The following is a 22548-nucleotide window of genomic DNA, read 5'->3' as shown; positions in this document are numbered from 1 at the left end:
ATCAAATAAAGGAGCTGTCAGCGCTTGCCACAAGCCACACTCAGGTACTTATTGCATCGAAATGGCCTGGGATTGAGCGCAAGCCGCTCCTCTTTTTATAGATACGATCATCCATCCTCCATCACGCCCGCCGTCCATGACCTCTCTCACCCTCTACTTCACCCCCGGTACCTGCGCACAGGCCGTGCGTATTGCGCTGGAGGAAGCGCAAGCACCCTATACCCTGGTCCGCGTGGACTTCGCCAGCCAACAGCAGCGCTCGCCCGAGTACCTCGCGGTCAATCCCAAGGGCCGCGTGCCCGCACTGGTGACCGAGCACGGAACGCTCACCGAGACCCCCGCCCTGCTGGCCTACGTGGCGCAGCGCTTCGCGGATGCGCGCCTGGCGCCCGCAGACCCCTTCGGCTTCGCGCGCATGCAGGAATTCCACAGCTACCTGGCCTCCACCGTGCACATCGCCCACGCCCACCGCCCGCGCGCCAGCCGCTGGGCCGACGAGCCCGAGGCCCAGGCCGCCATGCAGCGCAAGGTGCCCGCCAACATGACCGAGTGCTTCACGCTGATCGAGCGCCACTACCTGGGCGACGGCCCGTGGGTGCTGGGCGAGCAGTACTCGGTGGCCGACGGCTACCTCTTCACCGTTGCGAGCTGGCTCAAGAGCGACGGCGTGGACATCGCGCAGTTTCCCAAGGTGCACGCGCACTCCCAGCGCATGGCGCAGCGCCCCGCGGTGCAGCGCGCCCTGGCCTGACGCCCAGGCCCCCCCAAAAAAGGCCGGCGCCCCTTGCGAGGCCCCGGCCTGTAAAGGCCCGCAAGCGGGCCGGCTTTCATCCGTGACGGCGCATCAGTCGAAGGGCTGAGGGCGCTTGGTCGCATCGCTGGAGGGCGGCAGGATCGGCAGGGAGATCCGCGGCTGATCGCCCGTGAGCGTCTTGAGGAAGGCCACGATGTCGGCGTTCTCCTGCGCGGTGAACTTCTTGCCCAACTGGATGCGGCCCATGGTGTCCACGGCTTCGGCCAGCGTGTCGGCAGCGCCGTCGTGGAAGTAAGGGTAGGTCAGTTCCACGTTGCGCAGCGTGGGCACCTTGAAGTTGAAGCGCTCGGCGTCGTTGCCCGTGACGGCGGAGCGGCCCTCGGCCGGGTTGTCCGTCTTGTATGCCTCGACCAGGCCCATCTTCTGGAAGGAGTTGCCGCCCAGGTTGGGGCCGTTGTGGCAGGCCACGCAGCCGCTGGTCTTGAAGAGCTGGTAGCCGCGCAGTTCCTGCGCCGTGATGGCCTTCTTGTCGCCTTTGAGCCATTGGTCGAAGCGCGCGTTGGGAGTCACCAGCGTTTCCTCGAACGCGGCAATGGCGGCCGTCACCTCATCGATGGTGAGCTTGTCATGCCCGAAGACCCGCTTGAACTCCGCCACGTACTGGGGAATGGAGCGCAGCATGTCTACCGCGAGGTCATGCGAGAAGGCCATCTCGCCCGGGTTGGCGATGGGACCGCCCGCCTGCTCTTTCAGGTCCTTCGCGCGGCCGTCCCAGAACTGGGCCAGGTTGAGACTGGAGTTCAACACCGTGGGCGAGTTGATCGGGCCTTTCTGCCACTTGTCGCCGATGGAGGTCTTGAGGTTGTCCGAGCCGCCCATGCTCAGGTTGTGGCACGAGTTGCACGAGATGAAGCCCGAGCGCGACAGGCGCGGATCGAACCACAGCTTCTTGCCCAGCGTGACCTGGGCGGGGTTGGTCACCTTGTGGGGCACGATGGGCTGCACGGGCTCCTGTGCGCCGGCGCTGCCCATGGACAGCAGGGCCGCAGCCGAGACGATGCCCAGGAAGAACCGCGCGGCGGGACGGGAGGAGGGGGACTGGCTTTGCATAGGGGACTCCACTTCTTGTTCAGCGAACGTTCAAAGCGCTGCACGCCCGAGCACCCGGGGCGCCCTGCGGGCCGCACAGCAGGTGTTCGCTGTGAGAGTCATTCTTCGGGAAGACCCTGGGCAATGGCTTGATGCAAAACAAAGCCAAAAACATTTTCAGCAAAATGGTCTTTCAGCAACCCAGCGCCATCACCAAGGCAAGCCGCGTGGGCCGCAGGGCCCCGCCAGAGGCAAGGTCAACGGCCCCGCAGCAGTTGCACCGCGTGTGGCAGCGAGCGCGCCTGCGGCAGCCAATGGTCCAGCGCCGCGCCCAGGGCCACCGCGCACAGCAGGGCGCCAAGCAAGGGCTTGCCCGTCATACGCCAGGCCGCGCCCAACCAGCCCGCGCGCTCCGCGCCCATCAGCGCCCGTGCCGAGGCCACGGAGAACGCCAGTTCGACGGCCACGGCCAGCAGCACCTCGCTGCCAAAGTACAGCCACGCCAGCGCACCCGCACCCCCCAGCAGCGCCACGCCCACCACGAATATCGCCACCACCGGCACGACCACCACGGCGGCTTCGTCGGCGCTTCCCGCGGCCTCCAGCGCGCCCGAGGCCGCGTCGCCCAGATCACCGCCCCATCCGGTGCCGCCAGCGCCATCTGCGGCCGGCGCGTCCCACTGCCCAGTCGCTCCCGCCCCGCCAAAGTCGCCGCCACCGCCGTGCAAGGGTGGCGCGGGGCCCTGCGGCCCCGGGCCGGCGGGCCAGCCGGCATCGGGTAGCAGGTCCAGCCCGTCGGGCGCATCGCCCGCATCGCTGCGCCGACGCAGCAACCATGCGGCCCACAGGCGCAGCACCAACAGATAGACCCCATATCCCACGCCCAGCGTGACCAGGTAGCGCAGCGCCAGCGACGGCATGCCCAGCGCCATCTGCGCATGGGACACCGCCCACATCACACCCAGGATCAGACTGCCGATGCACCAGCCGTGCAGCCGCAGGGCATGGCGCTGGCGCAGGCCCTCCTGCAGCCGCTGCGGCAGGCGCATGCCGCGCCACGAGGCGCCCGTGCGGCCGCGCACCCGGACCATGGAGGGAATCAGTCCTGCACCACCACGGGCACGCGCGGTGCCAGCGCGCACATCAGCTCGTAGCCGATGGTGCCGCCCGCTTGCGCTACCTCGTCGATGGGCAGCACGGCGCCGTTGGCGGCGCGGCCCCAGAGCGTGACCTCGGCCCCCAGCCCCGCGCCGGGCACGGGCGTGAGGTCCACGGCCAGCATGTCCATGCTCACGCGCCCGATGGTGCGCGTGCGCACCCCGTTTACCAGCACGGGCGTGCCGGTATCGCAGTGGCGTGGATAACCGTCGGCATAGCCGCAGGCCACGACACCGATGCCCAGCGGCCCCTGCGCCGTGAAGCGCGAGCCGTAGCCCACGGTGTCGCCCGCCTGCAGCTGCTGCACGCCGATGATGCGCGAAGCCAGCGTCATGGTGGGCTGCAGGTCCCAGTCGGCCGCGCGGCGCTCGGGATGGTCGGGCGCGCTGCCGTACAGCACGATGCCCGCGCGCACCCAGTCCAGCCGCACCTGCGCATCACCGCCGTGGCGCAGCAGCGCGGCGCTGTTGGCGATGCAACGCTCGCCCGGCAGGTCCCGCGTGGCGGTCTGGAACGCCTGCACCTGGTGCGCGATGCCGCGCGGGCCGTCGGCGTCGCTGAAGTGGGTCATGCACGAGATCTCGTCCACCTGGGGCAGCGCGTTCAGGCGCGCCCAGGCGCTGCGGTAGCGCTCGGGCGTGAAGCCCAGGCGGTTCATGCCGGAGTTCATCTTGAGGAACACGCGGTGCGGCACCTGCGTCTTGTGCGCGGCCAGCCAGTCGATCTGCGCATCGCAGTGCACGGCATGCCACAGACCCAGGCGCGAGCATAGCTCCAGGTCGCGCGGCTCGAACACGCCCTCCAGCAGCAGGATCGGGCCGCGCCAGCCGAGAGCGCGCACGCGCTCGGCCTCGGCCAGGTCCAGCAAAGCGAAACCGTCGGCGGCGCGCAGGCCTTCGAACACGCGCTCGATGCCGTGGCCGTAGGCGTTGGCCTTGACCACCGCCCACACGCGCGCATCGGGCGCGGCACGGCGCGCGCGTTCCAGGTTGTGGTGCACGGCTGCGGGGTGGATGGTCGCAAGAATGGGGCGCGGCATGGGGGTGTTTCTACGGACTGGACGGGGGCCATTCTGGCACTGGGCGCGCAGGGTCGCGTGATATAACCGCCCGTCGCTCCTCGGAGTGTTTCGAATTTTCACAGGCCATCATTCCCGCTGATGGAGCCACCAGCCACCCGATGAAGCGCGGTTTCTACACCATCATGTCGGCGCAGTTTTTCAGCTCGCTGGCCGACAACGCATTGTTCGTGACCGCGGTGGAACTGCTGCGTACGAGCGGCGCGCCGGAGTGGCAGCGCGCGGCGCTGGTGCCCATGTTCGCGCTGTTCTACGTGGTGCTGGCGCCGTGGGTGGGCGCATTCGCCGACTCCATGCCCAAGGGGCGGGTGATGTTCATCAGCAATGCCATCAAGGTGGTGGGCTGCCTGATGATGCTGTTCGGCCACCACCCGCTGCTGGCCTACGCCGTGGTGGGCCTGGGCGCGGCGGCGTATTCGCCGGCCAAGTACGGCATCCTCACCGAGCTACTGCCCGCATCCCAACTCGTGAAAGCCAACGGCTGGATCGAGGGGCTGACCATCGCCTCCATCATCCTGGGCGTGCTCGTGGGCGGCCAATTGGTCGCACCCCACATCGCCAGCCATCTGCTGGCGTTGGACATGCCGGGCATCGATCTGGGCATCGACCTCGCGGCCGAGGCCGCCATCCTGGCGCTGGTGCCGGTGTACATGCTGGCAGCGTGGTTCAACCTGCGCATCCCGCACACCGGCGTGGAGATGCGCCCCCTGCCGCCCAACCCGCTGGCACTGTTGCCCGACTTCTGGACCTGCAACGGGCGCCTGTGGCGCGACAAGCTCGGGCAGATCTCGCTGTCCACCACCACGCTGTTCTGGGGGGTGTCGGGCAACCTGCGCTACATCGTGCTGGCCTGGAGCGCCGCGGCCCTGGGCTACAGCACCACGCAGGCCTCGGCCCTCGTGGGCGTGGTAGCCATCGGCACGGCCGCGGGCGCGGTGGCGGCGTCCCTGCACATGCGCCTGGACATGGCCACGCGCGTGATCCCGATGGGCATCGCCATGGGCCTGCTGGTGATCCTGATGAATGTCATCAGCAACATCTGGCTGGCCATTCCGTTCCTGATCCTGCTGGGCGGGCTGGGGGGCTTCCTGGTCGTGCCCATGAACGCGCTGCTGCAGCACCGCGGCCATAACCTGATGGGCGCGGGCCGCTCCATTGCCGTGCAGAACTTCAACGAGCAGGCCGCCATCCTGGGCATGGGGGCGTTCTACAGCCTGTCCACCAAGTTCGGGCTGTCGGCCTTCGGTGCCATCACGGCCTTCGGCATGCTGGTGGCGGGCGTGATGTGGCTGATCGGCCGCTGGCACGCGCACAACGTGCGCAGCCATCCCGAGGAAGTGGAGCACCTGCTCTCCATCGCCCGGCACGACCACCACTGAACCGGTGCGTGGGGCTACCCCCGCGCAGCCCCGCGCGCCCGCCGTCGCGCCGGCACAATGCGCCGCGAAGGCTGGGCGTCTTCGCGCCTTCACAACTCTGTTTTTGATAGCTACTTGCGCTTAACAGTTAAGCGCTACGGCCACTTTTTGCATGCAATCTCCGCTTCCCGCCCTGGCCTTGCTGTTCAACGCCTTCATCTGGGGACTGTCCTGGTGGCCGTTCCGGCAGATGCACGGCGCCGGACTGCACCCGCTGTGGGCCACGGCGCTCATGTATGGGGCCATCCTCCTTGTGCTGCTGGCGCTGCGGCCGGGCATCTCCGCGCAGCTGCGGCAGCACCGGTCCCTGTGGTTGCTGGCGCTGTGCTCGGGCCTGAACAACGTGGCCTTCAACTGGGCCATCACCATTGGCGACGTGGTCCGCGTGATCCTGCTGTTCTATCTGATGCCAGCCTGGAGCGTGCTGCTGGCCTGGCGCTTCCTGGGCGAGCGGCCCACGCCGCAGGCGCTGGCGCGGCTGCTGCTGGCCTTCAGCGGCGTGCTGCTGGTGCTGTGGCCCGCCGAGGGCGGCCTGCCGCGCCTGCTCGCCGCCCTGACGCTGGCCGATCTGCTCGCGATCCTCGGCGGCTTCACGTTTGCCGTGACCAACGTCACCCTGCGCCGCCTGCACGCCGTCCCGGGCCAGGCGCGCATGGTCGCCATGTTCGGCGGCTGCATGCTCATGGCGCTGCTGGCGGCCCAGTTGGGCCGATCCATGGGCCTGGTGCCGCCCTTTCCACCGCTGAGCGCCACCTGGGCCTGGGTGGCGGCGCTTCTGGCGGTCGTGCTGCTGATCGGCAACTGGGCGCTGCAGTTTGGCGCCGCGCGCCTGGCGGCGGGAACGACGGCGATCATCATGCTGTCGGAGGTGGTGTTCGCCAGCGGCTCCTCGACGCTGCTGGGCGCGGCACAGTTGACGGGCGGGACCCTCGCCGGCGGCGCGTTGATCCTGCTGGCGGCCGGCTGGTCGGTCTGGCGGCCGCGGGTGCATGCAGCAGGCACACCCCATGCCCCCAGTGATAAGGTGACGGACACACGACCGGAGGCCCCATGACCACTGCGTATGACTTCGACGCGACACGCATCGACGGCGCACCCCAGCCACTGAGCGACTTCCGCGGTCAGGTGCTGCTCATCGTCAACACCGCCAGCGCCTGCGGCTTCACGCCGCAGTTCACCGGGCTGCAGGCGCTGCATGAACGCTACGGGCCGCGCGGGCTGGTAGTGCTCGGCTTTCCGTGCAACCAGTTCGGCCACCAGGACCCGGGCAGCAACGACGCCATCGCGGGCTTTTGCCAGCGCAACTATGGCGTGCAGTTTCCCATGATGTCCAAGATCGACGTCAACGGCAGCGACGCGCACCCGCTGTACCGCTGGCTCACCGGCGAAGCGCCCGGCGTGCTGGGCACCAAGGCGATCAAGTGGAACTTCACCAAGTTCCTGGTCGGCCGGGACGGCCAGGTGATCCGCCGCTACGCGCCGCAGGAGGCTCCCGAGAAGCTCACGGTCGACATCGAGGCAGCGCTGGCGGCCTGAGGCCAAGCGGTTTTCACAAGCGGTCCGGCGCGACATACACGCTCCACAAAGGCCGCGGCAAGTACAGCCCCGATACCGGCCTCCGGGCCTGCCAAGACCAGCCAAGGCAGCAAGCGGGCCACGGCCCGCGGTTCTCACCGTGCCATGCTGCGTGGGTACGCCGTGGGGCAGGTTTGCAGCGCGTGCAGGCCCGGCGCTGGACTGCAGTCGACAGCAAGACAGCGCCATGGCCAACATTCCATCCACGCAGCGGAGGAGCAAAAAGGTCAGGAGGAGAACGCGGCGCCGTCCAGCCCCTCGGCCGGGCAGTCACGCATCCGGGCCTCGACCTGGCGCAGCAGGTCGGCCAGGGTCTTGCCGGGCTCCTGGCGAAAGCGCTCGTCCAGCACCTCGAAGGCCGCGATGCGGTCGATGCGAAAGCCCCGGAAGTCATCGCGCAGCTCGCACCAGGCCGACAGCGTCCACACCTTGCCCCAATAGAAGCAGCCCAGCGGCCGCACGCGCCGCAGGCTGGGCCGGCCCTGCACGTCGGCGTAGTCAAGCCGCACCACATGGCAGGACTGCACGGCCTCGCGCAGCGCCTGCAGCGCGGCCTGGGCGCGCGTATCCAGCCCAGAGCCCGGCGCGTAGAGCGCTTGCGCCTCGGCCGCCGCGCGCGCGGCGGGCGGCAGCACCGAGAGGATCTTGCCAAGCGCACCCTCGATCTCGCGCGCCATGCCGCCATCGACCCAGGTCTGCGCAAGCCGCGCGGCGGCCACGAGGGCGTTGGCCTCGCCCTGGCTGAACATCAGCGGCGGCAGCTCGAAGCCCGCGCCCAGGCGGTAGCCCACGCCGGCCTCGCCTTCAATGGGTATGCCCTGGTGCTGCAGGTCGGCCACGTCGCGGTAAATGGTGCGCAGCGACACTTCCAGCCGCCCGGCGAGAAAGGCGGCCGTGGACAGGCGCCGGCCCCGGATGAGCTGGACGATCTGGAACAGGCGGTCGGCACGGCGCATGGAATCTCAGGCCACGGAAGGAATGGTCCGCATAGTACGGTGCCGGGTGCCAGGCAGGACAGCGCCTGGGCCTGCACTCAGAGCAGCACGCCGATGTGCAGGGCGACGCACTCCGGCCCCTCGTAGCATTCGAAGTCGGTGTCGAAGCGGCGCCGCACCTCGGGATGTTCCTCGAAGTAGCGCCACGCGGCGGCCCAGGCGTCGAGCACCATCTGCGGCATGGGTCCCTCGCAGTGGAACACCAGATAGCTGCCCGGCTGCACCTCGATGCGGGCCGCGCCCACCGGCGGATCGGCCTGCACGGCGGCCGACACGCCGGCCGTCACGTCGAAGGCGCCATGCTGATCGGACTCATAGGCACTGTAGACGCCGTAGAGGCGCCCGTCGGCCCCGGGGCCGGGCAACTGGCGCGCCCAGCTTTCGGTGAAGAACTGGTCCCACAGTGCGCCTATGCGCGCCCGTTCGGGCTGGGCCTCGTCTCGGTTGCAGGTGCGCACGGCAACGCCCGCCACGCTGAACGCCGGCACCTGGACGGTGATTGGGGTCATGGAAATCTCTCCTGAACGGAATCCAAGAACGCGCCGATGCTGCCGCCACCCTGCTGACAACGGGGTGTCAGCAGACTGTGCGAGCCGGCGCCTCAGCGCGCCATGGCGTGCAGGCAGATGGTGTTGCCCTCGGTATCGCGCACGTGGGCGATGTAGCCCATGCCCTGGGGCAGCTGCGTGCAGGCATCCACGACCTGGCCACCGGCAGGCACTACACGGGCCAAAGCCGCCTCCACGCTGGGCTCGCAGTCCAGGTAGATGCGCACGCCCGCGTCAGGCGCCGCGCGGCGCTGCGGGCCCGCCACCAGGCAGCCGCCCGTCGCGGGATCGTCCTTGGAGAACAGGGCCATGGGTTCGCTGCCGAAGTCTTCGCGGCGCATGGGGCGGTCCAGCATGCGCTCGTAAAAGGACTGCGCACGGCCGAGATCGGCGCACGGAATCTCGAACCAGTTGATGGCCTGGCTGGATGAGGGGGTGGTCATGGAGGGGCTCCTTGAAAGCATGTTGCGAAGGACTCCATGCTGCGGGGAAGCTGCTGACAGCGTCGTGTCAGCAGCCTGTCACCACCCCTCGCGCCGCGCTCAGGCGCCCGGTGCGCGGCGCTGCCGTGCCCGCTCGAGCATCTGCGCAGCCTGCCGAGCGGGCAGGCCATACATGTCGGCAAAGGCCTCGGGGGTCTGGCCGCTGGCCTCGAAGGCACGCAGCAGCGCCTCGGCCTTGGCATCGCGCTCGGCCACCTCGGCAAAGGCTTCATCGAGCAGGGCGTTGGCCTTCTCGTCGCGGCCGCGCACCAGCGCGTCATAGGCCTCGCGCGTGAGGCCGCTGGCCTCGAACGCCTGGGCAATGCGCCGGCGCAGCTTGGCCGTCAGATCCTCGCCGTCCTGCGGCTTGCGCCGGCGGAACACCTCCAGCAGCGCGTGGTGCACATGCTCGGGCGCCATGTCCTCCACGGGCTGGCCCTGCAGGTCGTGGCGCTTCATGCCCTGGGCCACCGCATTCAGATAGCGCGTGGACCGCGTGTGGATGGAGAGGGCGAGCTTGAGTGCGTCCTTGTCGATGGCTTCGCCATGCGCGGCCAGCAGGTCCTGGAAGATGCCGCGCTTGAGCGGCAGGAACTGCGCACCGAACAAGTGCGGATACCAGCCCGCCAACTGCTCCAGCAGCGGGTGCGTACGGCGGGGTGCACCCGCCGCGGGGCCGCCCTTGGCGCCGGCCTGGGGCGCATCGCCTGTGGCCTGCGCTCCCGACTCACGCCGCCCCCCCGCGCGGCCACGGCCGCCGCGGCGATTGGCCCTGGGCGCGCGTGCGGCGCCGCTGTCAGCGGCAGGTGCCGGGCTGGCCGACGCGGGGCTCTCCGGTGTCGCATGGCCTTCGGCCGCGGGGACCGCAGCGGCGATGGGTGGCACGCCTTCTTCGTGGATCGGAGCGGGTGCGTTCACGGTGTCGTTCATGGCTCGAAAGCGCGCGGCCGGGCCCCGAAAGCCCGCCCCGCGCGGCGGTCAAAACCCGCCATCATGCCAGCAATGCAGCGTCCAGCACCTCCACCCAGTGCTTCACGGGAATGCCCGTGCCGCTTTGCAGGTGGGTGATGCAGCCCATGTTGGCCGAGAGGATGGCCGCAGGCGGCTGCTCGGTGAAGGCCTCGCCCAGCGCGCCCAGCTTGCGGTCGCGCAGCTGGTACGACAGTTCCGGGTTGAGCACCGAGTAGGTGCCGGCCGAGCCGCAGCACAGGTGCGACTCGGTGCGCGCCACGCGCAGCTCGAAGCCCAGCGCCGCCAGGTGCCGCTCCACGCCGCCGCGCAGCTTCTGCCCGTGCTGCAGGGTGCAGGGCGGGTGGTAGGCCAGCGGCGCCGCGGGAGGCTGGATGCGCCCGCGAAGGCGCTCCACCAGATCGGGCAGCAGTTCCGACAGATCGCGCGTAAGGGCGCTCACCCGCGCCGCCTTCTCGGCGTACTGCGCGTCGTTGCGCAGCAGGTGGCCGTATTCCTTCACGGTGACGCCGCAGCCCGAGGCATTCATGACGATGGCCTCCACCTCGCCGCGTTCCACATAGGGCCACCAGGCGTCGATGTTGGCGCGCATCTGGGCGAGGCCCCCTTCCTGATCGTTCAGGTGGAACTTGACCGCGCCGCAGCAGCCCGCCTCGCGCGCCACCACGGTCTGTATGCCTGCAGCATCCAGCACGCGCGCCGTGGCATTGTTGATGTTGGGCGCCATGGACGGCTGCACGCAGCCCTCCAGCATCAGCACCTTGCGCGCATGGCTGCGCGTGGGCCAGGCGCCGGCATCCTGGCGCGGCGGCACCTTGGCGCGCAGGCGCTCGGGCAGCAGGCCGCGCACCGCCTGGCCCACCTTCATTGCCGGGGCAAAGAGCGGCGATGGCAAGCCTTCCTTGAGCATCCAGCGGGCCGCCGCCTCGCCGCGCGGGCGCGGCACCTTTTCCTCGACGATGCGCCGGCCGATGTCCACCAGATGCCCGTACTGCACGCCGCTCGGGCAGGTGCTCTCGCAGTTGCGGCAGGTCAGGCACCGGTCCAGGTGCAACTGCGTCTTGCGCGTGGGCTCGGCCCCTTCCAGCACCTGCTTGATGAGGTAGATGCGCCCGCGCGGCCCGTCCAGCTCATCGCCCAGCAACTGGTAGGTGGGGCAGGTGGCAGTGCAAAAGCCGCAATGCACGCATTTGCGCAGGATGGCCTCGGCCTCCTGCCCTTCGGGCGTGCCCTGGTACTGGGGTGCGAGCTGGGTCTGCATGGTGTGTCGTGGAGATCGTGGAGGGTTAGCGGCGCGCGGGGGCGTCTTCGGCGGGTGCGGGGGCGCGGCGCGCGCGCCACAGCTGGGCCAGGCGCTGGCGATCGGCGGCGAGGGGGGGCAGCGACAGCGCCAGCAGGATGGACGCCAGCGGCACCACCCAGATGAAGCCCACGTACTTGAAGCCCGCCGCGCCGACCACGCCGCCGGCGGTGAACATGCCCAGCAGGCTGGCGAACATGCGCAGGCGCGTCTGGTTGGCATGCACCTGCGACTCGCGCGGCGTCCCGCTGCGGTTCCAGTACAGGGCCTTGCCCATCTCGATGCCGAGGTCGGTGACGATGCCCGTCATGTGCGTGGTGCGGATCTGGGCCGAAGACATCTTGGTCACCACCGCGTTCTGCAGCCCCATGATGTAGGCCAGCAGCAGCACCGTGAGCGGCACGGCAAACGGCGTGCGCCAGCCCAGCGTGATGGCCCCCATCAGGCCGAACAGCAGCATCAGCACCGCCTCCAGCAAGAGCGGCAGCGCAAAGCCGCTGCGCAGGTGCTGGTGGCGCGCCCAATTGACGAGGATCGCCGTGGAGCCCGCGCCCGACATGAACGCCCACAGCGTGCCAATGGCGCTGAGCACCAGCGTCATGTTGCCCAGCACCAAGTTGTCGGCCACCAGCGAAAGGAAGCCCGTCATGTGCGAGGTGTACATGTGCACGACCAGAAAGCCCCCCGCGTTGATCGCCCCCGCGTTGAACGCCAGCAGCAGGCCCAGCGTGCGGTTGGTGACCGTGGTGCGGTGCCGCCCGGTCAGGTGGCGCAGCAGGCGCATGGCTAGACGAGGCGCCCGGGGTTGAAGATGCCGGCCGGGTCGAACGCCTGCTTGAGCCGCTGGTGGATCGCAGCGAGCGCCGCAGAATTTGCATCAAAAATGGCTCTAGCGCTTATCCCATCTGCGCTAGCAGCTATGAATAGAGAAGCACTGCCCCCCACCTCGGCGGCCAGTGCGTGCAGCGCATCGCCGTGCTGCGGCAGCGCCTGCACCCAGCGCAGACCGCCGTGCCACTCCACCAGCGGCGGCGCCACGCCCGCGGGTAATGCCAGCACGGGCGCGGTCTGGGGAACCGACAGGCGCCACAGCGCATGGTCCGCCGCGCGCGCGGCGAACCAGGGCAGGCGCTGGTCGCGGCAAGCCTGCCAGTCGTCCGGCACGGTGGGAGCGTCTTGCAACTCACCTCCCATGCTGCGGCAGGCGGCCTGCACCGCCGCCTGCGCGCCACGCAGGCGCACGTAGAGCTGGCCGCGGCCCGCATCCTCGACCCAGCAGCTGGCGTTGAGCGGCAGCGGCTGGCCGCCCCAGGCGTTGAGGCGGCGCAGCGCCTCGGCCTGGTCGCAGTCAAAGCGCAGCGTGGCCTCCGCCGGCGGCACCGGCAGCACCTTCAGGCTGACCTCGGTGATCACGCCGAGCTGCCCCCAGGCCCCGGCCATGAGGCGCGAGACGTCATAGCCCGCCACGTTCTTCATCACCTGCCCGCCAAAGCGCAGCAGCTCGCCGCGCCCGTTGATGATCTCCACGCCCAGCACGTAGTCGCGCACCGCGCCCACGCTGGCGCGCGCCGGCCCCGACAGGCCGGCCGCCACCATGCCCCCCACGGTGCCGCCTTCGGCAAAGCGTGGCGGCTCGAACGGCAGGCTCTGGCCATGGCGCGCGAGCAGCGCCTCCAGCTCTGCCAGCGGCGTGCCGGCGAGCGCGGTCACCACCAGTTCGCTGGGCTCGTAGCTCACGATGCCGGCCAGGGGCCGCATGTCCAGCGGCTCACCGGCATGCTGCGGCGCGCCCGGGCCATGGAAGTCTTTGGTGCCTCCGCCGCAGATGCGCACGGCGCTGCGGCGGTCTGCGCTGTCGCGCACGCGGTCGATGATCTGGCGAAGGGCTGCGTCCATCCGGCGATGGTACTGCCCTGCCCTTTCGGGCGGCCGTGGCGCAGGTTTGATTTTTTTGAACGCGCGGCGTGAATGGCGCTGGCAGCCATGCGCGCCGCAGGGGTCAGCGCTGGCCGATCTCGCACCAGGCCACGGGCAACCCCGCCACGGCCACGCGGGTGGACAGCACCTGCCCCGACTGGGGCCAGCGCGCCAGCTCATCGGCACTGCGGCCCTTGCGTGCAGAGGTGACGAACAGCGTGTGCCCGTCCGGCCCACCGACGCAGGGCATGGTGGGGCAGGACAGCGGCGTGGGCAGCTCGGCCAGCACCTCGCCGCGCGGCGACAAGCGCAGCACGCGCGCGCCCTCGTACAGCGCGCACCAGTAGGCGCCTTCGGCATCCACGGCGGCACCGTCCGGGCGGCCGCCATAGGGGACTGCCTCATCGCGCGTCGCAAAGCGGTGCAACACACGCGGCGCCCCGATGGGCTCCAACTGGGCGTTGCAGTCCCACGCGCGGATGGTGTGCGAGGGCGTGTCGCTCCAATACAGCGTGCGCCCGTCCGGCGACCAGGCCAGGCCGTTGGCGGTGGCCACGCCGTCCAGCATGCGGCGCACCGTGGGAGCATCGGGGCCGCCCTGGTCCCGGCCACGCAGGTCGATGCAGTACAGCGCAGCGACGGGCTGGCGCGGGCCCTGGGCGGGCTCATGCACCGTGCCCACCCACAGGCGCCCGAGCGCGTCGCACTTGCCGTCGTTGGCACGCTCGGTCGCCGGGTCGATGGGCAAGTGCGCCATCGTGAGGAGCGGCCCGCCCCAGCGCGGCGCGTGGCAGATGCGGTCGCGCAGCGCCACCACGAGACCTGCGGGTGTGCCCCCTTGGCGCGCCGGCGCGATGCAGCCGGGCTCGGCCGGCAGGGGCCAGCATTGCGCATCGCTTCCGTGCGCGCCGCTGCGCCACAGCGCGCGGCCGGCGATGTCCACCCAGTACAGACGGGACTCCAGGGGGTGCCAGAAGGGAGATTCGCCGAGTTGCGCGGGCGCGGCGGCCAGGGGCGTCCAGGCAGTGTTCATGCAGGCATTATTGGCCCCGGGCCTGCGCGCCGCCCAAAGAAAAGGCCCGCCAAGGGCGGGCCCAAAAAAGGGACAGGGAGTTGCTCGCTTGTCATCGGGGGCGCCGCGCCACCACGCGGCGCCCGCCGTTCAACGCCGCTCAGCGGTGGTAGGCCGTCTCGCCGTGGGAGGTGATGTCCAGGCCCTCGCGCTCGGCTTCCTCGCTCACGCGCAGGCCCACCAGCAGGTCGGCGACCTTGTAGGCGATGAAGGACACCACGCCCGACCACACGATGGTGAACAGCACGCTCTTGACCTGCACCCACACCTGCGCGCCCATGCTGAAGGTGTCGGGCGTCAGGCCGCCGGTGCCGCCCAGGCCCTGGGCCGCGAACACGCCGGTGAGGATGGCGCCCACGATGCCGCCCACGCCATGCACGCCGAACACGTCGAAGGCGTCGTCCACGTTCAGCATCTTCTTCAGGCCGCCCACACCCCACAGGCAGACCAGGCCGGCGATCAGGCCGATCGCGATGGAGCCCATGGGGCCCACGAAGCCCGCGGCGGGCGTGACCGCCACCAGGCCGGCCACCGCGCCCGACGCCGCGCCCAGCATGGAGGCCTTGCCCTTGTGCAGCGCTTCGCCGGCGATCCACGACAGCGTGGCGGCCGAGGTGGCCAGCACCGTGTTCACGAAGGCCAGGCCCGCAAGGGCGTTGGCGGCACCTGCAGAGCCGGCGTTGAAGCCGAACCAGCCCACCCACAGCAGCGAGGCGCCCACCATGGTCAGCGTCAGGCTGTGCGGGGTGAAGGCCTCTTTGCCGAAGCCGATGCGCTTGCCCACCATGTAGGCACCCACCAGGCCCGCGATACCGGCATTGATGTGCACCACGGTGCCGCCCGCAAAATCGAGCGCGCCGTCGGCCGCCAGCAGGCCGCCACCCCACACGATGTGGGCCATGGGCACGTAGCTGAAGGTGAACCACAGCAGCGCGAAGATGAGCACGGCCGCAAAACGCATGCGTTCCGCAAAGGAGCCCACGATCAGCGCCACGGTGATGGCCGCGAACGTGCCCTGGAAGGCGATGAACACGTATTCGGGAATGGTCGCCAGCGCACCAAAGGTTTCCTGGCTCACGCCCTTCAGGAAAAGCTTGGACAGGTTGCCCACGAATTGGCCCTCGCCGGAGAACGCGAGGCTGTAGCCATAGATGGACCACAGCAGCGACACCAGGGCAAAGATCACGAACACCTGCATCAGCACGGACAGCATGTTCTTGGTGCGGCCCAGCCCCCCGTAGAACAGGGCCAGGCCCGGGATGATCATCAGGATCACGAGCAGCGTGGAGGTCAGCATCCAGGCGGTGTCGCCCGAGTCCACCTTGGGCGCGGCGGGCGCCGCTGCCGCGGGGGCGGGTGCGGGTGCCGCAGCAGGTGCTGCGACGGGCTCGGCAGCGGGCGCGGGGGCGACGGCCACGGGCTCCGAAGCCGCCGCGGCCGCGTCGGGTGTCTGGGCCAGCGCGCCGGCGCCACCGGCCAGCAGGCTTGCACCGATCAGTAGGGAAGCAAATAGTTTTTTCATGGCAGATCTCTGGGTCGGGAGGGACGAATGCCTGTGCGGCGCGCGCTCACAGGGCTTCCTGGCCGGTCTCGCCGGTGCGGATGCGCACCACCTGCTCCAGGTGCGCCACGAAGATCTTGCCGTCGCCGATCTTGCCGGTGCGGGCCGCGCCTTCGATGGCCTCGATGACGCGTTCCACCAGCTCGTCGGCCACGGCAGCCTCGATCTTCACCTTGGGCAGGAAGTCCACGACGTACTCGGCGCCGCGGTACAGCTCGGTATGGCCCTTCTGGCGGCCGAAGCCCTTCACCTCGGTCACGGTGATGCCCTGCACGCCGATGTCCGACAGGGACTCGCGCACCTCGTCGAGCTTGAAGGGTTTGATGATGGCGGTGACCATTTTCATGATCGGTTCCTTGTCGAGAGTTAAAGGGTCTTGGTGAGGGAGACGATCAGGCGGGCCTTGTTGGCATCGCCGAAGAAGCCCTTCTTGTTGGCTCCGGCAATCGCCGCGGACAATGACAGGCCGGCGCCGAAGTCGTAGGCGCCGCCCACGCTGTAGTCCACGTAGTTGGGCACGCCCAGGTCCTTGATGTCGCTGGCAAAGCGCGTGTAGCCCACGGACGCCTTCAGCGTGACGCTGGGCGCAACCTCCTGCGCAAACGCCAGGTTCAGGTAGCCCGTGTTGCGCCCGCGGTTGCTGGAGGTCTTGGCGCCCGCCCAGCCGAAGTAATCCTTGGACACGGTGTGCGAGTACTTGGCCGTGAACGGGCCGTACGTGGCCGCGCCGTACAGCTCGGTGGTGTTGCCGCTGGTGTTGCCTGGGTACACATACGTGAGCGCGCCCACATCCAGGTCCACCTCGCCGGCCTTGAATTTGTAGCCGCCGTAGAAGTCGGCCTCGATGGAGTTGCCGGACAGCCAGTCCACGCTGGAGTTCCAGTTGCCCACATAGAAGCCGCTGTCGCCAAAGCTGTAGTCGAACCCACCCTGGATGGCCGGGTTCACGGCCTTGATGCGGTTCACGTCCTGGTCCTGGCCGCGGAACTTGTAGTTGCTGGTCAGCGACACATTGGCAGTGAGCTGGGCGCTGGCAAGGCCCGGTACGGCGACGGCCGCAAAAGCGAGGGCCAGGGTCTTGAGGGAAAAGCGGTGCATGGTTCCTCCAGTGTTGGGCGACGGTTGACACCCCCTCAATGCATGGACCGTGCCACCCCGAAATCCGCCCCGCGACGGCCTGCCGGGTACCATCCTGAGGCATACGTGCAGTCACAGGGGTTGCAGCCCGGCGCATTTCGCACCAGCCTGGTGCAGGGCGGCCCCCTTGCGCATCCGTCGCCATGGTTGCACGCACATGCCTGGGGAGATCCGTTGCGATGAGTCTTGCTTTGGTGCAAAGCCGCGCCCTGCTGGGCCTGCACGCGCCCGCCGTTACTGTGGAAGTACACCTGGCCAACGGGTTGCCCAGCTTCGCGCTGGTGGGCCTGGCCGATGTCGAGGTCAAGGAGGCGCGCGAGCGCGTGCGCTCCGCGCTGCAGAACGCCGGGCTGGAATTCCCGGCCAACAAGAAGATCACCGTGAACCTGGCGCCGGCCGATCTGCCCAAAGACTCCGGCCGCTTCGACCTGCCGATCGCGCTGGGCATCCTGGCCGCGAGCGGGCAGATCGACGCGGCCCGGTTGGACGGCTGGGAGTTCGCCGGCGAGCTATCGCTGTCGGGCCTGCTGCGCCCGGTGCGCGGCGCCCTGGCGACCAGCTTGGCGCTGCGCGCGCTAGCGCAGCCCGTACGCACGGTGCTTCCCCCCGGCAGCGCCGAAGAAGCTGCGCTGGTGCCGGGCACCGAGATCTACCGCGCGCACCACCTGTTGGACGTGGTACGCCAGTTCGTGCCCGTGCCCCCGCCGAACGATGATGGCGCGGACGACGGCGGTTGGCAGCGGCTGCAACCCGCGCCGCCGGCCCCGGCCACCGATGGCCCGGACCTGGCCGACGTGAAGGGGCAGGCCGCGGCCAAGCGCGCACTGGAGATCGCTGCCGCAGGCGGGCACGGGCTGCTGCTCGTGGGGCCCCCGGGCTCGGGCAAGTCCATGCTGGCCCAGCGTTTTGCCGGGCTGCTGCCCCCGATGGGGGTGGAGCAAGCGCTGGAGAGCGCGGCCATTGCCAGCCTGGCCGGGCGCTTCAGCCCCGCGCAGTGGATGCAGCGCACCACAGCCAGCCCGCACCACAGCTGCAGCGCGATCGCGCTGGTGGGTGGGGGCTCGCCGCCGCGCCCGGGCGAGATCTCGCTCGCGCACGAAGGCGTGCTCTTCCTCGATGAATTCCCCGAATTCGCCCGCAGCGCCCTGGAGGCGCTGCGCGAGCCGCTGGAGAGCGGGCGCATCACCATTGCCCGGGCGGCGCAGCGCGCCGAGTTCCCGGCGCGCTTTCAGCTCGTGGCGGCCATGAACCCCTGCCCCTGTGGTTTTGCGGGCTCGCACCAGCGCGCCTGCCGCTGCACACCCGACCAGATCGCGCGCTACCAGGGCAAGCTCAGCGGCCCGCTGCTGGACCGCATCGACCTGCATGTGGAGGTGCCCGCGCTGCCGCCCGAGGAACTGCTGGGCGCCCCGCCCGGCGAACCCAGCGGCGCCGTGCGCGAACGCGTGGCCCGCGCGCACGAACGAGCGCTCCAGCGCCAGGGCAAGGCCAACCAGGCATTGCAGGGTCAGGAGCTGGAACAGATGGCGGCGCTGGACGCGCCGGCCGCGCGGTTCCTGCAGGCCGCGGCGGCGCGCCTGGCGTGGTCGGCGCGCAGCACGCACCGGGCCCTCAAGGTTGCACGTACTATTGCCGATCTATCGGGCTGCGAGACCGTGGGCGCCGCCCATGTGGCCGAAGCCGTGCAATACCGGCGCGCCCTGCGCGCACCGGCGTGACGCGCCACCGCTGCCCTTCCTTGTTTGAATCCTCCTGAAGATCCTATGAAAAACCTCAGCATCGGCACCCGCCTGGGAGGCGGCTTCGCCCTTGTCCTGCTGCTGATGGCCCTGATGACGGCCTTTGGCGTATGGCGCCTGCAGACCGTGGCACAAGCCACCAACGAGATGACGCAGCAACCCCTGGCGGTGGAGCGCATGATCAGCGACTGGTACCGCTACGTGTACAGCGCGGCACGCCGTACCTCGGCCATCGTCAAGAGCACGGACCCCTCGCTCGGCCAGTTCTTCGCGGCGGACACCGCCACCTCCACGCGCGAATCGGCCGAGCTGCAAAAGCGTATCGAGACGCTGCTCACCAGCGAGGAGGAAAAGGCCCTATGGGCCGACATCCAGAAGGCGCGCGTGACCTACCTGTCCTCGCGCGACCAGGCCGTGAAGGCCAAGGCCGAGGGCCAGCTGGAGGAGGCCGAACGCCTGCTCACCCAGGTGTACCTGCCCGCCACTGACCAGTACGTGGCGCTGATCCAGCGCCTGCTGGACATGCAACGCTCCCGCATCGACGCCACGGCGCAGGGGATCAATGTCACCTATGGGCAAAGCCGGCTGTGGCTGATCGTGCTGGGCGTGCTCGGCCTGGGCGCAGGCGCCCTGTGCGCATGGTGGCTCACACGCGGCATCACGCGGCCGCTGGCGCAGGCCGTGCAGGTGGCGCGCGCCGTGGCGGCCAACGACCTCACCAGCCGCGTGCAGGTCGATTCGCGCGACGAGACCGGCCAGCTGCTGCAGGCGCTGCAGGAGATGAACGCCAGCCTGTCGCAGGTGGTGGCGCGCGTGCGCTCGGGCACCGACGGCATCGCCACGGCGTCCAGCCAGCTCGACGCAGGCAACCAGGACCTGTCCTCGCGCACCGAGGAGCAGGCCAGCTCGCTGCAGGAAACCGCCGCCTCGATGGAGCAGCTGACCAGCACCGTGCGCCAGAACGCCGACAACGCGCGCCAGGCCAACCAGTTGGCCTCCTCCGCCGCGCAGACGGCCACGCAGGGCGGCCAGGTGGTGGCCGGCGTGGTGCAGACCATGGGCGCCATCAACGCCAGCAGCCGCAAGATCAGCGACATCATCGGCGTGATCGACTCGATCGCCTTCCAGACCAACATCCTGGCGCTGAACGCCGCGGTGGAGGCCGCGCGCGCCGGCGAGCAGGGTCGCGGCTTTGCCGTGGTGGCCGGCGAGGTGCGCGCACTGGCACAGCGCAGCGCGGCTGCCGCCAAGGACATCAAGGGCCTGATCGGCGACTCGGTCGCCAAGGTGGAGGAAGGCTCCCACCAGGTCGAGGAAGCCGGCCGCACCATGGACGCCATCGTGCAGAGCGTGCAGCGCGTGAGCGACCTGGTGGCCGAGATCACCGCCGCCAGCCAGGAGCAGAGCGCGGGCATCGAGCAGGTGCACCAGGCCATCACGCAGATGGACCAGGTCACGCAGCAGAACGCCGCACTGGTGGAGGAAGCCACCGCCGCCACGGGCTCGCTCAAGGCCCAGGCTGGCCAGTTGGCCCAGGCAGTGAGCGTGTTCCGCGTGGAAGGCCTGCAGGCCGCCCAGACGGCAACGGCAACGGCAACGGCAGCGGCAGCGCCCGCCCCCCTCCGCCGGCCCGCACCGGCCACAACGACCACAACGACCAAGCCCCCCGCAGCAGCGCGCACGCTGGCGGCGCCCGCCCGCCCGCCGGCAGCGGCCAAGGCGGCCCCGGCCACCGCGCGCCACAGCGACGACGATTGGGAAGCCTTCTGAGCGCCCCGGGCGGGGATGCCCCACCCGCCCCGTTTTGCTACGTTATTTATAGCTGTTAGCGCTGATTTAACAAGCGCTACAGCCCAAAAATGCAGTAAAGCAACCAGGCGCAGCCCCGCTGCCGGGCGTCAAACGAACATGCCGCCCGATGCCTCGATGCGCTGCGCGTTCACCCAGCCCGTGCCGGGCTGCAGCAGCGCAGCGATCACGCCACCGATGTCGTCCGGCAGGCCCACGCGGCCCAGCGCGGTCTGGCCGGCGATGAAGGCGTTGAGCTGCGCGTTGTCGCGCACGGCGCCGCCGCCAAAATCCGTCTCGATCGCACCAGGCGCCACCACGTTCACGGCAATGCCGCGGGCGCCCAGTTCCTTGGCCAGGTAGCGCGTCAGCACCTCCACCCCGCCCTTCATCGCCGCATAGGCCGCGTAGCCCGGTAGCGCGAACCGCGCCAGGCCCGACGACACGTTCAGGATGCGCCCGCCGTCGTTCATCAGCGGCAGCAGCTTCTGTGTGAGGAAAAACACGCCCTTGAGGTGAATGTTGACCATGTCGTCGAACTGCGCCTCGGTGGTCTCCATGAAGCTGGCATACACGCCCACGCCCGCGTTGTTCACGAGGAAGTCGAAGCGCTCGCGCTGCCAGTGCCGCGCCAGCACGTCGCGCACCTGGCCTGCGAAAGCGGTGAAGGTGGCGCTGGCCGCCACGTCCAGGGGCAGCGCCACGGCGCGGCGGCCGAGGGCCTCGATCTCTGCGACGACGGCCTGCGCCTCGGCGGCCTGGCTGCGGTAGGTCAGGATCACATCGGTGCCGGACCGCGCCACGTGCAGCGCGGCATTGCGGCCCAGCCCCCGGCTGCCGCCGGTGATGAGGGCGATGACCGGGCGGGTGGCGATGCCTGCGGTCACTGTCGAAGAGGAAGAAGATGCGGCGTGGGCCATGGCGGGAACCTTTCAGTGAGGAGTGAGAGAGCAGTGAGCGAACTCTATTGATCCGCTCCACATTCATAAATCACTGAAAATTGATCGCATCGTTCTTTTGATACGAACAATGAGCCCGTTTGACCGCATGCACATCTTTGCCCGCGTGGCCGAGCTGGCCAGCTTCACGCAGGCCGCCGAAGCGCTGGGCATCCCCAAAGCCAGCGCCTCCACCGCCGTGCAGCAGCTCGAAACCCAGCTTGGCACGCGCCTGCTGCACCGCACCACCCGGCGCGTCCAGCTCACGCAGGACGGGCAGGCCTATTACGAGCGGTGCAAGGATCTGCTGGCGGACGTGGACGAGCTGCAGTCCATGTTCCAGCACCCCGACGGCGCCGGCCTGAAAGGACGCGTGCGCATCGACATGTCCACGGGCATGGCGCGCAACGTGGTGGTGCCCCGCCTGCCCGAACTGCTGGCGCGCCACCCGGGGCTGAAGGTGGAGCTGAGCAGCACCGAGCGCCGCGTGGACGTGGTGCGCGAGGGCTTCGACTGCGTGCTGCGCACGGGCGCCGTGGTGGACAGCAGCCTGGTCGCGCGCCCGCTGGGGCTGGTGCGGCTGGTCAACTGCGCCAGCCCGGCCTATCTGCGCGCGCATGGCACGCCACGCTCGCTCGCCGACCTGCCGGGCCACCGGCTGGTGCATTTCGTGAACACGCTGGGCGCCCGCTCTGCAGGCTTCGAGGCCGTGGTGGATGGCGCACTGGTGCTCACCCCCATGCAGGGCGCCCTCACGGTGAACAATGCCGAGGCCTACATGGCCGGCTGCCTGGCGGGGCTGGGCCTGATCCAGGTGCCGCACCTGGGCGTGGTGGACCTGCTGGCGCGCGGCGATCTGGTCGAAGTGCTGCCGCAACTGGCCGCCCCGCCGATGCCGCTCACGCTGATGTACGCCAACCGCCGCAACCTGCCGCGGCGTGTGCGCACGGTGATGGACTGGCTGGCGCAGGTGGTGGCGGAGCATCTGGCGCAGGTGGCCGCCGCCTGAACGGCCTGGCCCCCACGTGTC

22 protein-coding genes are annotated in these 22548 nt (G+C 69.7%); 7 read left to right on the top strand and 15 right to left on the bottom strand.

Annotation, left to right across the window (positions count from 1 at the left end; translation table 11 throughout):
- The first annotated feature begins 136 nt into the window (after window positions 1–136).
- Entirely contained in the window at window positions 137–751 is a 615-nt protein-coding gene (locus DTPSY_RS00975; protein ID WP_012655299.1) for a glutathione S-transferase family protein, read from the top strand.
- Window positions 752–844: 93 nt separating this feature from the next.
- On the opposite strand, the gene DTPSY_RS00970 is transcribed toward DTPSY_RS00975, so the two are convergent.
- From DTPSY_RS00970 to alr, 3 genes are all read right to left on the bottom strand, one after another.
- A complete protein-coding gene (locus DTPSY_RS00970; RefSeq protein ID WP_012655298.1) occupies window positions 845–1864 on the bottom strand; it encodes a cytochrome-c peroxidase in 1020 nt (339 codons plus the stop codon).
- Between the two features lie 236 nt (window positions 1865–2100).
- A complete protein-coding gene (locus DTPSY_RS00965) occupies window positions 2101–2934 on the bottom strand; it encodes a hypothetical protein (RefSeq protein ID WP_012655297.1) in 834 nt (277 codons plus the stop codon).
- 8 nt (window positions 2935–2942) lie between these two features.
- Window positions 2943–4040 carry an alanine racemase gene (alr, locus tag DTPSY_RS00960; protein WP_012655296.1) on the bottom strand — a complete coding sequence of 366 codons (1098 nt, stop codon included), beginning with the start codon at window positions 4038–4040 and terminating at the stop codon, window positions 2943–2945.
- A 140-nt stretch (window positions 4041–4180) separates the two neighbouring features.
- Here alr and lplT point away from each other — a divergent pair, with 140 nt between their 5' ends.
- From lplT to DTPSY_RS00945, 3 genes are all read left to right on the top strand, one after another.
- Window positions 4181–5458: a lysophospholipid transporter LplT gene (lplT, locus tag DTPSY_RS00955; RefSeq protein ID WP_011803644.1), complete on the top strand. Its 1278-nt coding sequence runs from the start codon at window positions 4181–4183 to the stop codon at window positions 5456–5458.
- A gap of 151 nt (window positions 5459–5609) precedes the next feature.
- Window positions 5610–6551, top strand: coding sequence for a DMT family transporter (locus tag DTPSY_RS00950; RefSeq protein ID WP_012655295.1), 942 nt, complete (start codon window positions 5610–5612; stop codon window positions 6549–6551).
- A complete protein-coding gene (locus DTPSY_RS00945) occupies window positions 6548–7033 on the top strand; it encodes a glutathione peroxidase (RefSeq protein WP_012655294.1) in 486 nt (161 codons plus the stop codon). Before DTPSY_RS00950 ends, DTPSY_RS00945 begins: the two co-directional genes overlap by 4 nt.
- 266 nt (window positions 7034–7299) lie before the next feature.
- On the opposite strand, the gene DTPSY_RS00940 is transcribed toward DTPSY_RS00945, so the two are convergent.
- The 11 genes from DTPSY_RS00940 to DTPSY_RS00890 form a co-directional block, all read right to left on the bottom strand.
- The gene (locus tag DTPSY_RS00940) at window positions 7300–8028 is read right to left on the bottom strand and encodes a helix-turn-helix transcriptional regulator (RefSeq protein WP_012655293.1); all 729 of its coding nucleotides are present in this window, start codon (window positions 8026–8028) and stop codon (window positions 7300–7302) included.
- Between the two features lie 77 nt (window positions 8029–8105).
- Window positions 8106–8576 carry a GyrI-like domain-containing protein gene (locus DTPSY_RS00935; protein WP_012655292.1) on the bottom strand — a complete coding sequence of 157 codons (471 nt, stop codon included), beginning with the start codon at window positions 8574–8576 and terminating at the stop codon, window positions 8106–8108.
- Between the two features lie 92 nt (window positions 8577–8668).
- Entirely contained in the window at window positions 8669–9058 is a 390-nt protein-coding gene (locus DTPSY_RS00930; RefSeq protein WP_012655291.1) for a VOC family protein, read from the bottom strand.
- Window positions 9059–9157: 99 nt separating this feature from the next.
- Window positions 9158–10027, bottom strand: a complete 870-nt coding sequence (locus tag DTPSY_RS00925) for a ProQ/FINO family protein (RefSeq protein WP_012655290.1) — start codon at window positions 10025–10027, stop codon at window positions 9158–9160.
- 61 nt (window positions 10028–10088) lie between these two features.
- Window positions 10089–11327 (bottom strand): glycolate oxidase subunit GlcF, encoded by a 1239-nt coding sequence (gene glcF, locus DTPSY_RS00920; RefSeq protein ID WP_012655289.1) that lies wholly within the window; start codon window positions 11325–11327, stop codon window positions 10089–10091.
- A gap of 25 nt (window positions 11328–11352) precedes the next feature.
- Window positions 11353–12150: a YoaK family protein gene (locus DTPSY_RS00915; RefSeq protein ID WP_012655288.1), complete on the bottom strand. Its 798-nt coding sequence runs from the start codon at window positions 12148–12150 to the stop codon at window positions 11353–11355.
- 2 nt (window positions 12151–12152) lie between these two features.
- Window positions 12153–13262, bottom strand: a complete 1110-nt coding sequence (gene glcE / locus DTPSY_RS00910) for a glycolate oxidase subunit GlcE (protein WP_012655287.1) — start codon at window positions 13260–13262, stop codon at window positions 12153–12155.
- Between the two features lie 103 nt (window positions 13263–13365).
- The gene (locus DTPSY_RS00905) at window positions 13366–14316 is read right to left on the bottom strand and encodes an SMP-30/gluconolactonase/LRE family protein (RefSeq protein ID WP_012655286.1); all 951 of its coding nucleotides are present in this window, start codon (window positions 14314–14316) and stop codon (window positions 13366–13368) included.
- Window positions 14317–14455: 139 nt separating this feature from the next.
- Entirely contained in the window at window positions 14456–15877 is a 1422-nt protein-coding gene (locus tag DTPSY_RS00900) for an ammonium transporter (RefSeq protein WP_012655285.1), read from the bottom strand.
- A 46-nt stretch (window positions 15878–15923) separates the two neighbouring features.
- Window positions 15924–16262, bottom strand: a complete 339-nt coding sequence (gene glnK / locus DTPSY_RS00895; protein WP_011803632.1) for a P-II family nitrogen regulator — start codon at window positions 16260–16262, stop codon at window positions 15924–15926.
- A 20-nt stretch (window positions 16263–16282) separates the two neighbouring features.
- Window positions 16283–17014: a TorF family putative porin gene (locus DTPSY_RS00890; protein ID WP_012655284.1), complete on the bottom strand. Its 732-nt coding sequence runs from the start codon at window positions 17012–17014 to the stop codon at window positions 16283–16285.
- Between the two features lie 218 nt (window positions 17015–17232).
- Between DTPSY_RS00890 and DTPSY_RS00885 the strand changes: the two genes are divergently transcribed.
- Together DTPSY_RS00885 and DTPSY_RS00880 are read left to right on the top strand one after the other, a co-directional pair.
- Complete coding sequence (locus tag DTPSY_RS00885) at window positions 17233–18771, top strand: YifB family Mg chelatase-like AAA ATPase (protein WP_012655283.1); 1539 nt, start codon at window positions 17233–17235, stop codon at window positions 18769–18771.
- A gap of 45 nt (window positions 18772–18816) precedes the next feature.
- A complete protein-coding gene (locus DTPSY_RS00880; protein WP_012655282.1) occupies window positions 18817–20562 on the top strand; it encodes a methyl-accepting chemotaxis protein in 1746 nt (581 codons plus the stop codon).
- A gap of 128 nt (window positions 20563–20690) precedes the next feature.
- Here the strand turns inward: DTPSY_RS00880 and DTPSY_RS00875 are convergent, their stop codons facing one another.
- The gene (locus tag DTPSY_RS00875) at window positions 20691–21500 is read right to left on the bottom strand and encodes an SDR family NAD(P)-dependent oxidoreductase (protein ID WP_012655281.1); all 810 of its coding nucleotides are present in this window, start codon (window positions 21498–21500) and stop codon (window positions 20691–20693) included.
- A 109-nt stretch (window positions 21501–21609) separates the two neighbouring features.
- On the opposite strand from DTPSY_RS00875, the gene DTPSY_RS00870 reads away from it, so the two are divergent.
- On the top strand, window positions 21610–22527 hold the full coding sequence (locus DTPSY_RS00870) for a LysR family transcriptional regulator (protein ID WP_012655280.1): 918 nt from the start codon (window positions 21610–21612) through the stop codon (window positions 22525–22527).
- Window positions 22528–22548: the final 21 nt, after the last annotated feature.

Origin of the sequence: [Acidovorax] ebreus TPSY, from assembly GCF_000022305.1 — a bacterium.
Taxonomy (GTDB): Bacteria; Pseudomonadota; Gammaproteobacteria; order Burkholderiales; family Burkholderiaceae_C; genus Diaphorobacter; species Diaphorobacter nitroreducens.
This window is presented reverse-complemented; position numbering and strand designations above follow the sequence as displayed.

Coding starts and splice junctions, on each gene's coding strand:
- DTPSY_RS00975 (WP_012655299.1), top strand. CDS start 137: ATGACCTCTCTCACCCTCTACTTCACCCCCGGTACCTGCGCACAGGCC.
- DTPSY_RS00970 (WP_012655298.1), bottom strand. CDS start 1,864: ATGCAAAGCCAGTCCCCCTCCTCCCGTCCCGCCGCGCGGTTCTTCCTG.
- DTPSY_RS00965 (WP_012655297.1), bottom strand. CDS start 2,934: ATGGTCCGGGTGCGCGGCCGCACGGGCGCCTCGTGGCGCGGCATGCGC.
- alr (WP_012655296.1), bottom strand. CDS start 4,040: ATGCCGCGCCCCATTCTTGCGACCATCCACCCCGCAGCCGTGCACCAC.
- lplT (WP_011803644.1), top strand. CDS start 4,181: ATGAAGCGCGGTTTCTACACCATCATGTCGGCGCAGTTTTTCAGCTCG.
- DTPSY_RS00950 (WP_012655295.1), top strand. CDS start 5,610: ATGCAATCTCCGCTTCCCGCCCTGGCCTTGCTGTTCAACGCCTTCATC.
- DTPSY_RS00945 (WP_012655294.1), top strand. CDS start 6,548: ATGACCACTGCGTATGACTTCGACGCGACACGCATCGACGGCGCACCC.
- DTPSY_RS00940 (WP_012655293.1), bottom strand. CDS start 8,028: ATGCGCCGTGCCGACCGCCTGTTCCAGATCGTCCAGCTCATCCGGGGC.
- DTPSY_RS00935 (WP_012655292.1), bottom strand. CDS start 8,576: ATGACCCCAATCACCGTCCAGGTGCCGGCGTTCAGCGTGGCGGGCGTT.
- DTPSY_RS00930 (WP_012655291.1), bottom strand. CDS start 9,058: ATGACCACCCCCTCATCCAGCCAGGCCATCAACTGGTTCGAGATTCCG.
- DTPSY_RS00925 (WP_012655290.1), bottom strand. CDS start 10,027: ATGAACGACACCGTGAACGCACCCGCTCCGATCCACGAAGAAGGCGTG.
- glcF (WP_012655289.1), bottom strand. CDS start 11,327: ATGCAGACCCAGCTCGCACCCCAGTACCAGGGCACGCCCGAAGGGCAG.
- DTPSY_RS00915 (WP_012655288.1), bottom strand. CDS start 12,150: ATGCGCCTGCTGCGCCACCTGACCGGGCGGCACCGCACCACGGTCACC.
- glcE (WP_012655287.1), bottom strand. CDS start 13,262: ATGGACGCAGCCCTTCGCCAGATCATCGACCGCGTGCGCGACAGCGCA.
- DTPSY_RS00905 (WP_012655286.1), bottom strand. CDS start 14,316: ATGAACACTGCCTGGACGCCCCTGGCCGCCGCGCCCGCGCAACTCGGC.
- DTPSY_RS00900 (WP_012655285.1), bottom strand. CDS start 15,877: ATGAAAAAACTATTTGCTTCCCTACTGATCGGTGCAAGCCTGCTGGCC.
- glnK (WP_011803632.1), bottom strand. CDS start 16,262: ATGAAAATGGTCACCGCCATCATCAAACCCTTCAAGCTCGACGAGGTG.
- DTPSY_RS00890 (WP_012655284.1), bottom strand. CDS start 17,014: ATGCACCGCTTTTCCCTCAAGACCCTGGCCCTCGCTTTTGCGGCCGTC.
- DTPSY_RS00885 (WP_012655283.1), top strand. CDS start 17,233: ATGAGTCTTGCTTTGGTGCAAAGCCGCGCCCTGCTGGGCCTGCACGCG.
- DTPSY_RS00880 (WP_012655282.1), top strand. CDS start 18,817: ATGAAAAACCTCAGCATCGGCACCCGCCTGGGAGGCGGCTTCGCCCTT.
- DTPSY_RS00875 (WP_012655281.1), bottom strand. CDS start 21,500: ATGGCCCACGCCGCATCTTCTTCCTCTTCGACAGTGACCGCAGGCATC.
- DTPSY_RS00870 (WP_012655280.1), top strand. CDS start 21,610: ATGAGCCCGTTTGACCGCATGCACATCTTTGCCCGCGTGGCCGAGCTG.